The organism is Flavobacteriales bacterium (genome assembly GCA_016716605.1).
Taxonomy (GTDB): Bacteria; Bacteroidota; Bacteroidia; order Flavobacteriales_F; family PHOS-HE28; genus PHOS-HE28.
Genome location: JADJWA010000001.1, coordinates 1876217 through 1891138, shown reverse-complemented (window position 1 = coordinate 1891138; position 14922 = coordinate 1876217). Strand labels below are relative to the sequence as shown.

Annotated in this window: 9 protein-coding genes; 5 read left to right on the top strand and 4 right to left on the bottom strand. The window is 61.4% G+C overall.

The window, feature by feature from the left end; translation table 11 throughout:
- Positions 1-53 precede the first annotated feature (53 nt).
- From IPM12_07570 to secA, 4 genes are all read left to right on the top strand, one after another.
- Positions 54-2192, top strand: a complete 2139-nt coding sequence (locus tag IPM12_07570) for a gliding motility-associated C-terminal domain-containing protein (GenBank protein MBK9147659.1) — start codon at positions 54-56, stop codon at positions 2190-2192.
- 31 nt (positions 2193-2223) lie between these two features.
- Entirely contained in the window at positions 2224-2775 is a 552-nt protein-coding gene (locus IPM12_07565) for a cob(I)yrinic acid a,c-diamide adenosyltransferase (GenBank protein MBK9147658.1), read from the top strand.
- Between the two features lie 128 nt (positions 2776-2903).
- Positions 2904-3125 carry a DUF2795 domain-containing protein gene (locus IPM12_07560; protein ID MBK9147657.1) on the top strand — a complete coding sequence of 74 codons (222 nt, stop codon included), beginning with the start codon at positions 2904-2906 and terminating at the stop codon, positions 3123-3125.
- Positions 3126-3288: 163 nt separating this feature from the next.
- Positions 3289-6660 (top strand): preprotein translocase subunit SecA, encoded by a 3372-nt coding sequence (gene secA / locus IPM12_07555; protein ID MBK9147656.1) that lies wholly within the window; start codon positions 3289-3291, stop codon positions 6658-6660.
- A 140-nt stretch (positions 6661-6800) separates the two neighbouring features.
- On the opposite strand, the gene IPM12_07550 is transcribed toward secA, so the two are convergent.
- The 4 genes from IPM12_07550 to IPM12_07535 are packed head-to-tail and all read right to left on the bottom strand — an operon-like array spanning position 6801 to position 13788.
- A complete protein-coding gene (locus tag IPM12_07550) occupies positions 6801-8261 on the bottom strand; it encodes a T9SS type A sorting domain-containing protein (protein ID MBK9147655.1) in 1461 nt (486 codons plus the stop codon).
- Positions 8262-8399, bottom strand: coding sequence for a hypothetical protein (locus IPM12_07545; protein MBK9147654.1), 138 nt, complete (start codon positions 8397-8399; stop codon positions 8262-8264).
- Positions 8400-8427: 28 nt separating this feature from the next.
- Entirely contained in the window at positions 8428-9915 is a 1488-nt protein-coding gene (locus tag IPM12_07540; protein MBK9147653.1) for a T9SS type A sorting domain-containing protein, read from the bottom strand.
- A complete protein-coding gene (locus tag IPM12_07535; GenBank protein MBK9147652.1) occupies positions 9916-13788 on the bottom strand; it encodes a hypothetical protein in 3873 nt (1290 codons plus the stop codon).
- A gap of 728 nt (positions 13789-14516) precedes the next feature.
- Here IPM12_07535 and IPM12_07530 point away from each other — a divergent pair.
- Positions 14517-14873: a helix-turn-helix transcriptional regulator gene (locus IPM12_07530; protein ID MBK9147651.1), complete on the top strand. Its 357-nt coding sequence runs from the start codon at positions 14517-14519 to the stop codon at positions 14871-14873.
- Positions 14874-14922 lie beyond the last annotated feature (49 nt).

The following is a 14922-nucleotide window of genomic DNA, read 5'->3' as shown; positions in this document are numbered from 1 at the left end:
TTCGCGCTGCACCCATGCTGGACAAGGGCAATCCGCTACATTCGTCTTCCGAAATGGCCTTCGCGAATACCCAGCGGCTCCTTGTGCTCACGGCGCTGCTCGGCATGGCCGAAGCCCAGGCGCAATTGAGCAAATGGCCGCTCCGCTCCGGATCCGGTGAGGTGAGATTGATCGACTTCGCGGCAACGGAGCCGGTGGTCGGATCGCTGGTGCCTTCGCTGGGCCTTGGCGGAACGGAGGATGTGAACCTGATGACCGACGCGCAAGGCCAGGTGCTCTTCGTGACGGCAGTGGATGGCGAGGGCAGGATCTCGGTGCGGCGCCCGAATGGCGATCCGCTGGCCAACGGCACCAGTCTCCTCGGCAACAGCAGCAGCCAGGCCAGCGCCATCGTGCCAAGGCCCTGCCATCCGGGCCAGTACTACTTCATCCACCACGATGCCGACGCGCACCGCCACTACTACAGCACCATCGACATGAACGCGAATGGCGGTGATGGCGCGGTGGTCGAGAAGAACAAGCTGCTGCTGAACGATGTGGGCGAAGGCATCGCGGTTTCAAGGCAATTGCTGGCCGGATGCCGCTGGTTGTTCTCCTTCCGGGTGGTGGACGGCGCCTACCGGATCATGCGATCGCGCATCACGGCCAACGGGATCGAAGGAACAACGGCAGCAGGGACCTGTGCGCCCAGCGGCACCGCGCACTGGTGGAGCACGCTGAAGCTCTCGCCCGCGAATGACCTGCTCGCGGTGAGCTGTCCGGGCAGCACGCCGGCATCAGCGGACGACGTCGCGCTCTGGCATCTGGACCTGGAGCGCGGCGAATTATCGGGCCTCCACGCCATCGCCTTGAGCTCGCGCCCGGTGGTGGGCATCGAATTCTCGCCGGAGGGGCGCTACCTCTACTACGTGAGCAACACGGATCAACTCAACAACGATTTCGGGCGCTTCGACCTGGCCGCGCAAGCGGCGCAAGTGATCGACCCTGCCATCGGCTGGTGGATCGTGAGCATCGAATGCGCCGCGAACGGACGGCTTTACGTGGGAGCGCGCGGATTGGGAACGACCTTCCTTGCAGAAGTGCGCTACCCCGATGCGGAATCGATCGGCGCCCTCGGATACGACCCCGGGGCCATCAGCTTCTGGGGCTGGGGCATGATCCCGGCGCTGCCCAACAGCATCGAGGGCGAAACGCCGGGGAGCGCGCCGGCGCCGGAGCATGCGGCATTCGAGGTCATTGAGCAGCCCGATTGCGAAGGGCATCGATTCGTTCCATCGAGCTGCAATGGCACTGCCTGGCAATGGGATTTCGGCGATGGATGGACCAGCCAGGCAGAGCAGCCCGTGCACCATTATGGCGTGGGCACCTTCAGCGTGCGGCTCCGTGTATCGGCCTGCGGGCAATGGCATGAGCGCGTGCAAACCGGCTTGATCACCGTTGAGGGCATCCAACCCGAGGCCTCCTTCACGCATCCAGATACCGTGTGCCAGCGTGCGCCGGTGGGCTTCCAGAACACATCGGAGCATTCAACGGCGGCCACCTGGTACTTCGGTGATGGCGCTACGAGCAGCGCCATGGACCCGGACCATGCTTATGCGCAGCACGGCCCAATGACCATCACCCTCGTGGCGCGCAACGGTTGCATCATGGACACTGCCCGATCGGTCATGACCGTGCTGCCCGCGGGCCTCCCTTCGTTCCATACCAACAGCGACCCTTGCGATGAGCGCACCTATTTCATGAACACCAGCCTCGATGGCGAGCGCTACCTCTGGGACTTCGGCGATGGCGACACCACCGGCTCGTGGCACGATCCGGTGCACATCTTCCGAAGCGAGGGCGCCTTCGAAGTGCGCCTCACCACCGACCCCGGCGACCGCTGCGAGAACACATTCGCGCTCATGCTGCATGCGGGCTACGGCATCATCCCGGTGGCGTGGTTCGTGCCCAGCGCATTCAGCCCCAATGCCGATGGCGTGAACGATGTGCTTCGAATCAAGGGCCCTGAACCGTGTGAGTCACCGATGCTTAGCATCCACAACAAGTGGGGGCAGCTCGTATGGGAAGGCGATGCTGATAGCGGCTGGGACGGCTACCACGGCGGCGCACCTGCCCCCGAAGGCGTGTACGCGTACATCATGCGGCCCCGCTTGGGCGACGCGAAGCACGGCTGGGTGGTGCTGGTGCGGTAGTGCAATAGCTTGCGCCACCGGAAACCGTACCATGAAGATCTACACCCGCACCGGCGACCAAGGCCAGACTGGACTACTCGGCGGCGCGCGCGTGGCCAAGGACGATGCCCGCATTGAAGCGTATGGAACCGTGGATGAGCTGAACAGCCATGTGGGCATGCTGCGCGACATCGCGGCACCGCATCACGTGGAGCGTTTGATCGCGATCCAGGAAACGCTCTTCACCATCGGCTCCCACCTGGCCAGCAGCAGCGACGAGGAGCGCAAGCGATTCAAGGTGCCCGCCATCGATGAACAGATGATCGCGGCCCTCGAGCGTGCCATGGACGAAATGGACAGGGAGCTGGAGCCGATGCGCAGCTTCATCCTGCCCGGCGGCCACATCGCCGCATCGCAAGCGCACATCTGTCGCACCGTTTGCCGAAGGGCGGAGCGCCGCGTGGTGCAATTAAGCGGGGGCGCCGATCTGGACCCGATCCTGGTGCGCTACCTCAACCGCCTCTCGGATTACTTCTTCATGCTGGCACGGCACCTCAGCAAGCTGCACGGCGTGGCCGACACCACTTGGCAGCCGCAGGGCTGAAACGTTCCGAAAGCCTTGTCCGGCAAGGGATTGAGAGCCATTAACACCGGTTGAAAAGAAGCCGTGGCACGGAAGGGCATCCGTCTATATTTGCGCCCGTTTCAGAAAACCCTCAACAGGACCGCAGCATGTACTGGACCCTCGAACTCGCCTCTTACCTGGAGGATGCGCCCTGGCCCGCCACCAAGGAAGAACTCATCGACTTCGCCATGCGCACCGGCGCTCCGCTCGAAGTGGTTGAGAACCTCCAGGCCATCGAAGATGAAGAAGAGGTCTTCGAGAGCATCGAGGAAATCTGGCCGGATTACCCATCGAAGGAGGACTTCTTCTTCAATGAGGACGAGTATTGACCTCACCTGAACCATGCTCGGAGCCCCGCCAACAGCGGGGCTTCGTCGTTCCATCGGCCAGCGTGTCAGGCCGATCGCCGTGGCCCGGTCCGTGCCATCCGGCAGGCAGGTACATTTGCCAGCCTTTGTCCGGACACCCATCCGGCCCCAATCACACCGCATCATGATCGGCTCACTCGCCAAAGCCTTCAAGTCCGTATTCGGGGACAAGTACCAGCGCGACCTCAAAGAGGTGACCCCGCTCGTTGAGCGTACCAAGGAGGAATATGCCAAGCTCGCCGTGCTGAGCCACAATGAGCTGCGTCAGCGCACCGCCGACCTGAGGGCGCGCATCGCCGAGCGAACCAAACCCAATGATGATCGCGTGGCGCAGCTCCGTGCGGAGATTGACGCCGATGCGCGCATGGCGATCCACGAGCGCGAGACACGCTACGAGGAGATCGACAAGCTCGAGGAGAAGAGCGTGGAGCAGATCGAGGAAGTGCTGCTCGAGATCCTGCCCGAGGCCTTCGCCATCGTGAAGGAGACCGCGCGCCGGTTCTCGGAGAACAAGGAGCTGCGCGTGCGCGCCACAGAGCTCGACCGTGAGCTCGCCATCAAGCGGCCCGATGCCATCCGCATCGAAGGCGATGAAGCCATTTGGAGCAATTCCTGGATCGCGGCCGGCAACCGCATCACCTGGGAGATGGTGCACTATGATGTGCAGCTCATCGGCGGCGTGGCGCTGCACAAGGGCCGCATCGCCGAAATGGGAACGGGTGAGGGCAAGACGCTGGTGAGCACCCTGCCGGTCTTCCTCAACGCGCTGCCCGGCCGCGGCGTGCACCTGGTCACCGTGAACGACTACCTGGCCAAGCGCGATGCTGAGTGGATGGGTCCCATCCACGAGTTCCACGGCCTTCGCGTGGACTGCATCGACAAGCACCAGCCCAACAGCCCCGATCGCCGCAACGCCTACCTGGCCGACATCACGTACGGCACCAACAACGAATTCGGATTCGACTACCTGCGCGACAACATGGCGCACGCGCCGAATGCCTTGGTGCAGCGCAAGCACAACTTCGCCATCGTCGATGAGGTGGACAGCGTGCTCGTGGACGACGCGCGCACGCCGCTCATCATCAGCGGCCCCACGCCGAAGGGCGAGATCCACCAATTCGATGAGTACAAGCCGCGCGTGGAACGCCTCTACAGCGCACAGCGGCAGCTCGTCACCAAGCTGCTCACCGAAGCGAAGGAGAACCTCAAGGGCCTGGCCGATGGCAGCACCACCAAGGAGCAGCTCGAGAAGGGCGGCATGGCCTTGCTGCGTGCCTACCGCGGCCTTCCGAAGAACAGCGCACTGATCAAGTACCTGAGCGAGACCGGTGTGCGGGCGCACCTGCAGAAGACAGAGAACAACTACCTGCAGGACCAGGGCAAGGACATGCCCAAGGTGGATGCGGAGCTGTACTTCACCATCGACGAGAAGCAGCACGGCATCGAGCTGTGCGAGAAGGGCGTTGACCTCATCAGCGGCGATGTGAATGACCCCTCATTCTTCATCATGCCCGACGTGGGCAGCACCATCGCCGAGATCGAGAAGAGCGGCGCGCCGATCGAAGAGAAGGCCCGCCGGAAGGATGAGCTGCTGCGCGACTTCGGCGTGAAGAGCGAGCGCATCCACACCGTGAACCAGCTGATCCGCGCCTACGCCCTCTATGAGAAGGACGTGGAGTACGTGGTGATGGATGGCAAGGTGAAGATCGTGGACGAGCAGACGGGCCGCATCCTCGAAGGGCGCCGATACAGCGATGGCCTGCACCAAGCCATCGAGAGCAAGGAGAAGGTGAAGGTGGAGGCCGCCACGCAGACCTACGCCACCATCACCCTGCAGAACTACTTCCGCATGTACCACAAGCTCGCCGGCATGACGGGCACCGCCGAGACCGAGGCGCAGGAGCTGTGGGACATCTACAAGCTGGACGTGATGGTGATCCCCACCAACCGGCCGGTGATCCGAAAGGACAACGAGGACATGGTCTTCAAGACCAAGCGCGAGAAATACAATGCGGTGATCGAGGAGATCGACGCTCTGCGCAACGCCAACCGGCCCGTGCTCGTGGGCACCACCAGCGTGGAGGTGAGCGAGCTGATGAGCAAGATGCTCACCATGCGCAAGATCCCGCACCAGGTGCTCAACGCCAAGCAGCACCAGCGCGAGGCCGAGATCGTGGCCAACGCGGGCATGGCCGGCACGGTGACCATCGCCACCAACATGGCGGGCCGCGGCACCGACATCAAGCTCGGGCCCGGCGTGAAGGAAGCGGGCGGCTTGGCCATCATCGGCACCGAGAAGCACGAGAGCCGCCGCGTGGACCGCCAGCTGCGCGGCCGCGCCGGCCGCCAGGGCGATCCCGGCAGCTCGCAGTTCTACGTGAGCCTCGAGGATGACCTCATGCGCCTCTTCAACAGCGAGCGCATCGCCAAGATCATGGACACCATGGGCCTCAAGGAAGGCGAGGTGATCCAGGCAGGGATGGTCACGCGCAGCATCGAGCGCGCGCAGAAGAAGGTGGAAGAGAACAACTTCGGCATCCGCAAGCGCCTGCTGGAGTACGACGATGTGATGAACAGCCAGCGCACGGTGATCTACAAGCGCCGGCACAATGCGCTCTTCGGCGAACGGCTGAAGCTCGACATCCTCAACATGTTCCACGATGTGGTGAGCGGCACCGTGGCCGAATTCCACCCCACCGGTGACTTCGAGGGCTTCCAGTTCGAGCTCTTCCGGAAATTCAGCGCTGAGAGCGCGGTGGACGCGGAAGGATTCAAGCGCCTGAAGTCCGACGATGTGGTGGACAAGACCTTCGAGGCGGTAATGGCCACCTACGACCGCCACATGGCGCGCACGGCCGCTCAGGCCATGCCCGTGATCACCGATGTGTTCCTGAACCAGGGCGCGCAGTACGAGAACATCGTAGTGCCCATCACCGACGGCCTCAAGACCATGCAAGTGGTGGCGCACCTGCAGAAATGCTACAAGAGCGAAGGGCGCGAGCTGGGCAACAGCATTGAGAAGTACATCACGCTGGCCATCATCGACAACGAGTGGAAGGAGCACCTGCGCGAGATGGACGAGCTGCGGCGCAGCGTGCAGAACGCCGCACTGGAGCAGAAGGACCCGCTGCTGATCTACAAGCTGGAGAGCTTCAACCTCTTCAAGGCCATGATGGAGCGCATCAACGGCGAGGTGACCGGCTTCCTCGCCCGCGCCGGACTGCCCAGTGCACAGCCGCAGGTACAGGAAGCCCAAGCGCCACGCGCGCCGCAACAACGCTTGCAGACCAGCCGCTCCGATACGGCTCAATCAAGCGCATCCCGGCAAACAGCCCCTTCGCCTTCCGGCGGCCAAGGACCGCGAGGCCCCATGCCCCCGCAAGGACCACGTCAGCCCATTGCGCCCGTTCGCGTGGAGAAGGAGCCCGGCCGCAACGACCCTTGCCCCTGCGGAAGCGGCAAGAAGTACAAGCAGTGCCACGGGAAAGGGGTGTGATCGGCCATTCTCACGGAACCACGCATTGACAGGTCGCCGACGCATGGGCTGCAACTACAACGCACCCATCTCGTCGTCCATGAGCTCGTGCTCCTGAGGGATATTCTCCACCACTTTGCGCGCGGCTTGGGTCATCATGATCAATGCTGAATGACCACCCGCTGCACCACCGGCACATGCGCCTTGCTCCGCACTGCCACCGTGTACAGCCCTTCGGCATGCCGCGAGAGGTTCAATACCATGCTGGCACCGCTTATACGCTGCTGCATCACCATGCGGCCAAGGGCATCGCGCACTTCCACCTCTTCGCCACCGGAATAGCGATCCAGTTGAATGGTGAACTGGCCCGTGCTTGGGTTGGGGAAGACCTCGACATGAATTGGTTCCCGCTCACCTATGCCAACATTCAACCCATGCAACCGGCTCACGAATGCCTGCTGCGGGTAGTTGTTGGTGCCGTCGCCATAACCCACGTATGCGCCGTGTATGTAGTATTCGCCGTTGGGCGCGGGGACGATGCCCGCTATGTACCGGTAGTTCACCTCGATGCCCGTATAATCGCCGCAGCCAGGGCCGGTAAAGTAGTCGGCGCTCAGGCTCCCGTCCGCGTTGAGCAGAGCGATCGCCCCGCGTGCGACGCCATTGACGTGGTCGAAGCGGCCACCGATGATCATACGGCCATCGGCAAGGATGTGCGCGTCTTGCACGTTGGGCACCAAGCCAGGCGGGCCATCCTGCATGCTGATGCGCACTGGGGTGAACGAGGGATCCAACGAACCATCAGCCATCAAGCGCACCACGCCCAGCGTGTCGCTCACGCCAGTGATCTTGTAGCGACCCACCCCAAGTATCCGGCCGTCGCCCAGCTCCTGTAACTTGAACGAATAGCCGAAGGGATCCAATGGCGCGACAAAGCTGGGGTCGAAGGCGCCATCGGGCAATGCGCGGAAGATCCGCCCGACCGATTGCCCTTCGTAGGAACTGACAAAGCCGCTCAGCAGGAAACGGCCTTGTGCATCCTCGGTGATGGCCAATATGCTCCCATTCGCCTGCCGATGCACCCGCGTGGTATCCAAGTAGCCCGTGTTGCTGAACCAGATCAAGCGGTAGGGTCCTACGAAGCCCCTCGCCGTATCGTCCAGCAGGTGCGTGCCGGTCATCAGCACACGACCATCTGGGAACACATGGTAGTCGCCGCCTTGCAAGGAACTGAAGTAGAGGCTCTCGTACATCGGACCGAAAGACTGGTCGACCGTGCCGTCCAAGTTCGATCGAATCACTTCCTGCCCCCCAGAGTATATTTTATCGCTCCACCGAGTGAGTCTACCACCCATGCCTGGGTATTCTGCGAAGCCCATATCTCGACTTCCATCCCAGTTGAGGCGGGCACCATAATTCGGTATAAATGTGCTATTGCCCTCAAAGACCATCTTGCCCGAGACCACCAGATTACCATCCTCCATGACCAAGGCGGACGAGACATACTCCTGGATCAACTGGGTCTGGAAACTCTGGTCAAGTTCGAACGGTTGCTGTGCAGCAGCACTGGTGGCGGCCACCAGGGCCGCCACCAGTTTTGTGCTGTACAGCGTGTTGCGCATCTAGGGCTTCACGATCAGTTTCTCGGTCTGCATACGCTGGCCGTTGACCACGAGCTCCACATGGTAGAGGCCAGGCGCCACTTCGCGCGTGTCCCACACCAGTTGCCCGGCAGCTTGCTTCACCGCCAGGCGCTCCATGATCCTATGGCGGCTTGGGTCATCATGATCAATGCTGAATGACCACCCGCTGCACCACCGGTGCGCGCCCCTTGCTCCGAACCGCCAATGTGTATAGCCCATCGGCCTGTTGCGAAAGGTCCAACACCATGCTGGCCCCGGTGATGCGCTGCTGCAATACCATGCGGCCTAGCGCATCGCACACCTCCAATTCCTCAGCACCGGTGCAGCGGTCCAGTTGTATAGTGACATGCCCCACGCTGGGATTGGGGAAGACTTCGACGTGAATTGGTGCGCGCTCACCTATGCCAACATTCAACCCATGCAAACGGCTCACAAAGGCCTGCTGCGGGTAGTTGTTGGTGCCGTCGTCGTAGCCCACGTATGCGCCGTGTATGTAGTATTCGCCGTTGGGCGCGGGGACGATGCCCGCTATGTACCGGTAGTTCACCTCGATGCCCGAATAATCGCCGCAGCCAGGGCCAGCAAAGTAGTCGTCGCTCAGGCTGCCGTCCGCGTTGATCAGGGCAATGCCACCGCGTGGCACCCCGCGCACATGGTCGAAGTTGCCCGTGATGATCATGCGGCCATCGGGGAGCGGTAGGATGTCCATGCATTGCGGGAAGATCCAATTGGTGAATGCGCCTGAGGCACTAACCGGGACGGGATCGAAGGTGGCGTCCTGGGAGCCATCTGGCATCAAACGCATCACGGCGATGGTATCGTTGCCGCCCGCCAAGTGCCAGAACCCGCCCACAAGCGCACGCCCATCTGACAAGGGTTCGATCTCCACCACGTTCCTGAAACCACCGGAAGTTGTAGGTATGCTCTGAATAGGTGAGCTGTACGTGGGGTCCAAGCTTCCATCCGTCTCTATGCGGAAGACCACCGACACCGGCGAACCTTCGTAAGAGGTCATCGTCCCGCTGCACAGGAAACGCCCATTCAGCTCCTCTCTTATCAGCGAGATATTCGCGTTCGCCTGCCGATGAACACGCGTGGTGTCCAAGTAGCCCGTGTTGCTGAACCAGATCAGGCGGTAGTAGCCCACATAGCCGCGCGCCGGGTCGTTCAATTGGTGCGTGCCGGTCATCAGCACACGACCATCGGGGAATACATGGTAGTCGCCGCCCTGAAGTGAACTGAAGTAGGGACCCGCATTCATGTGAATAAAGGATGGATCAACGGTCCCATCCATGTTCAGCCGCCTCACTGTTTGACCACCAGAGCAATAAAATTGAGCACCGAACAAAGTAATACGACCACTCATTTCAGGATACTCCTGGAAAAGCAGATCTCGAGAGCCATCGGCGTTCAATAGGGCGCCAGCATTCGGAATAAACGTGCTATTGCCCTGGAACACGATTCTCCCGGACACGAGCAGCTTACCGTCCTCCACGACCAGCGCCGACGAGACGTACTCCTGGATCAATTGTGTCTCAAAGCTCGGGTCCAGGTCGAATGGCTGCTGTGCAGCAGCGCTGGTGGCGGCCACAAGGGCCGCCACCAGTTTCACGCTGTGCAATGCACTTCGCATCTAGGGCTTCACGATCAGTTTCTCGGTCTGCATACGCTGGCCGTTCACCACGAGCTCCACATGGTAGAGGCCAGGCGCCACTTCGCGCGTGTCCCACACCAGTTGCCCCGCAGCTTGCTTCACCGCCAGGCGCTCCATGCTGCGCCCTTGGGCATCCATGATCGTGATCCAGGCGTTCTGCGGTTCCATGGGCAGGGTGTAGTCAAATGTAGCCCAGGTAGTGGCTGGGTTGGGCAACACCACCAGAACGGGTTGCTCATCCGCGAGGAACGGCTTGCGGACCTCACGTGCGCTCTTCGGCGCGTTCTCCCCTCCCGTTACCGGCGGCGTGCAGCGGCCGTAGTGGAAGCAGAGCAGGTTCTGCGCCCATACCGCAGGGCGGTCGGCGTAAGGGCCCATCTGGGCTTCCAAGGCATCCTGTTCCGCTACGGTCAGTTCATCTTCTGCACGGTTGTCCGCTGCCACGGTTTCCATCAGGTCGATCAGCGCCAGCATGCGGCCGCGCTCGCCCATCTCATCGCCCTTCATTACATGCTCCTGCGGGATGTTCTCCACCACGGTACGCGCCGCCTGCCATTCGCCCACCTGCATGTAGCTGATCGCCTCGGCATAGCGTGCCCCTTGGCTGCGCACCTGCTGCCACACCATCCGCAAGCTGTCAAGCGGGTCGTTGATGCTGTCCTTGCTGAGCTCTTCCAGCCAGAGGTTGGCGGCCTGGGTCATCTCGGTGTGGTGGTCGGCCAGGGTGTTCTCCAGCTGGGTGCGGAAGGTCTTCGCTTCCCAACTGGCCACGATGCTGGCGACCATGCTCGGCGTCATGGGATACATGGCCTCGAATTCCAGCCATTTGATGAAGCCCTCCTTCTTGGTGGCATCGGGGTTGGCGATGCACACCTCCGCCTTCATGGCCATGGGGAAGCCGACCTTGTTCACCACGTCCTTCAGCACCTCCACCGTCAAGAAGGGGCTCTTGCTGAGCAGATAGGCGCGGAGGTCCCAGGCATCCTGGGGCCAGCTGGTCATGATCTCGGTGAGCACCTCGTCCCGGTTGCCGCCATCGATGAGCTGCTGGTAGAGGTATCGGGCATTGCCGTATGCCAGCTTCTCATCGGCCACACTCTGCTCCAATTCCACGATGCCGATGGTGGGCCCTGCCACGCGCACCAGTCGGCTTGCGCAGTTGTTCGCGGGACGTGTGATCAGCACGCCGTTCACCTCGTTGCTCTCTGTAACACAGGCGCCTGTAGTGGGATCGACACTCACGTAGATGGGCTTGTATGGCACATCTGGACTCGCCCACCAATAGCTGATGTGGTTGTTCGCGCAATGGTCATTAGCGAAGTCGATGCGGCCCGGCTCCTGATCGAAGGTGTTGTCCGCCGGGCGGTTCGAGCGGCCCTGGTTGGTGCGTATAGACTGGTTCTCGGGTGAGCCGCAACCGCTTACGAACCTGCTCCAGAAGTTCGTGGTGTTATCCGTGTTCTGGTTGCATTGGAAGTGCAGGCCCTTCACGGCACGCTCATCCAGGTCCACGCACTGCCCTTCGCCGATGTAGCCGCGCTCCAAATTGGTGGCGCTGTTGCGGAACACCATGTCGTTGTGGTCGCGGCTCAGGCCGATCACGATGCCCTCGGTGGGGTTGGTGCCCGCTTGCACCAGCGTATTGTCCTCTACGATGAAGCCGTAGCCGCTGAAGCTGTATATGCCGCGGTGATGCAAGGCCCACCAAGGATTCTCGATAGGATTCGTAGGCGGCACATTCCTATTCCCCAGCGAGAAATTGTTGCGCTTCGCCACGAAGTTGAGCACCCCGCTGCTGTACACCCCGCAGATGTTCTTGCTGAAGGTGGCGCGGTCCACGGTGAAGTTGCGCAGGACGTTGGGGCCGCCCAGGGCGTGTATGCCGTGGTCGAGGCCCTCGAACACGGTGGGCAGCACGTTGGCGGCGGGGCAGTCCTGGCCCGCGCCGATGATGGCATTGCAGCCGGGCCACACCTTGAACTCGCTCTCGTAGCTCTCGATGCCGTAGCCGAGGCCCATGCTGCCAAGCGGGTTGGAGCCCGAGGCGTACCAGGCATCGGCCACGGTGTTCTTGAAGGTGCACTGCTTGAACTGGATGCCGTTCACGCGATCGAGCCGGGCGTGGGCCGTGAAGGTGAAGACCCCGCCCTGTGGCTGCGACAGGTGGAAATTGGTGCGCGTGAAGCGGCTCTGGTTGGGCGCGGCCAAGGGGCCACCGGTGCTCCAGGACCACGGGTACTGGCGGAAGTCCACGCCGCGCTCGCAATTGCGCACGGTTCCGCCGTTCATGAGCACCACGCCACCGCCCTCGTAGGGCGAAGCCTGGAGGCCGGTCTGTGCCGCGCGGCGGCTCAACAGCACACCAATCTGCGCATTCTCAATGGTGGTATTCACCGCATTGAGCTTGCCCTGATAGGTTGGGATCTGGTAAGTGCCCGTGCTGATCTGGGTGTAGAAGGCATTGCCCCAGACCTCCACGCCCGGCCAGCGCGACTGATAGCAGGCCGTGCCGGTCAGCGTGCAGTTGTTCAGGTCCAAATAGCCGCCGGGCTTCACGATCACCTTGGCGTTGTTGGTGAAGCGCCAGGTCATGTTGCTGGCGAAGAGGCGCCCGCCGGGCTCCACCACCACATCGCAGTTGAAGACTACCTCATTGCTGCCAGGCTGTGCTTCATTGCTGGCACCGTTCCAGTTGCTCTGGCCCGCGGTGCGCGTGAAGCCGCCGGCAACTGCGCCGGGCACGGTCTGGAAGTACGAGCAGCAGGTTGCCTGGTTGCCGACCGAGAGGTGGGTGTCGCCTTCCACTGCCGTATTGAGAAAGCGGGGCATGTAATAGGATAGGTTACCACCGGCGAATACCGGCGGTTGGGCACCGATCAGTGGGGCCGTCTGGACACCCGCTGTCGTGGATCCCTCCCAGTTTGTCAGCAGCAGCACCCCCGAACCGTGCGGTACATAAACGCCTTCTTGGCTGGAGCCAGGCACGCGATTGCGATAGAACCGTGAACGCACATAGGCGCTTGCTCCCGGTATTGCTGCCGTCAGGTCCACCAAGGGACCGCCACTGAGCACCTGCCGTGCGATGTACGGGTACCAATTCGAGCAATCATCAGTAGCTTCCCCGGAAACAAGGATCTCACCTCCTGATGATGCGATAGAGCACCCTACTAAGCCGGGTTGACTGATGCCAGGAGCAGTGCCATTGCAGCCATTGGGTGGTGGGTGGATACGATAACCCTCAGTGCTGCCGGGTATCCACATCCCGGTGCCAGCCGTGAAACGGAGCGTGAGCAGGTTATAGGTCTCGTCCACTGCTGGCAAGGCATACATTCCATAGTTCGCAGTGATGGCCAAGCGAATTGACCCATCGGGAAGCCGTCTAGCGTCCGCGTCGTACTTGTACTGCTTGTCAGTCCAATCCGCGTCGTAAGGAAACCACAGGGGCATTTGGCCGAATGCGTTCGGCCCCAGCGCGCCAGCGGCTACGGTGTTAACGCGTGTGATTCCTTGGCTGGTGATGCTGTACACATACACTTGCGTGGTCATGATGGCGAACAGCAGCGTTGGTTCCCCAGGATTCTGCCCCTGAACCACACGCAGAATAGGCGATTGGCTCTTGCCATATTCCTCTTGACTCAGCCGGCTCACGTACAAGCTGGTTGGAACCTGAAGCTGCACCGGGACATCCGTGTTCTCCCAGATATATCCCAATCCTGCCCAAACGTCGAGTTCGGGGTGCAGGTTCCAGACCTCTTCGCTGAGCTCCAGTAACCTACCCTTGCGGGAGTTGCATGTACCTGGTGGTGCGTTGCTGTACGCAGTATTGTCCTCGCCCATGTCTAGGATAGACATCTGTACAAAGCCTTCCGTGAACTGTGTCCTCGCTCGTGCGGAAAACAAATAATACAGGTCGCAGTGACCAGGAATCGGAATGCTTACGAATTCCATGGTGCCCTGCTCCAAGCACTGCTGGCATCCTGGTGCCCGTTCATCGGCAATCAGGAACCCATCCCCATCGTACAATCGCCCGTCGACAGCGAAGAAGATGATTTGGCCAGCGCCGTTGGTCCGGATGTGCTGAGAGCGGGTCGGCATGGCGCCAGCGTATCCATACGCCCCGCCCGGTGTCGGAAGCGCGACTAGCGCAATGGACGAGCCCGATTGCACACCCTCCATGCGCGCCCAAGTGTTTCCTATTATCCACGCATCGGCCTGCCCCCTCACCTCCACTCTGCCCCAGCCGCACCACGCGGCTAGGCTTGCCGCGAAAGCGGCGGTTCGTATGGTCCTCGAAGTCCTCATGGTCCAAAGGGTTTTAGTGCAGCGGAGTTGCCGCCATCAAACCTTTTGAAGCCGGATATGCAAGTCCTTTGCAAGCGACGCAAATGATCTGCGATCTTCTTGCAGGCGGTGCAGATCTCTTGCGATCGGCGCAATCCCTTTGCATCGGGCGCAATTCGGCTGCAACCGGTGCATCTACGCTGGGCTGTAAATAATCGAGCGATGCTTGGAAGGGGATTCAGTAGCCTAACCCGATGCCGTATATCTTGGCGAGCACGATTATCCTATATCATCCGACAATGCACTTCGGCGAAAAACTCAAGAAGCTCCGGATTGATTTGGGGCTGGGGCAGAAAGAGATGGCCGATCGCTTAAGCATTGATGTGAGCACGTATTCACGCTGGGAGCACAAGGAGCGCCCAGCGATGCATGTGATCGAGCGCGTGAGCAAGGTCTTCGGGGTGCAAGCGATCGATTGGATACGCGAGCCGGAAGCAACCGATGCGGATCCTTCTGTGCAGCGACCGCGCGTGGTTCATCTGAAACCAGGGAATGAAGCAACGCATGCCGACCCCAACGAGACGGAGCGCTTGCGCTTATTCAACCGTGTGCTTGACTTCTTCGAGCGCGTGTTCGGCAAGCTGGGGGGGGGGTAGCAACCGCTTGTAATTCAGCATTTTAATACGCCGAGCGCCGGCCTTACGG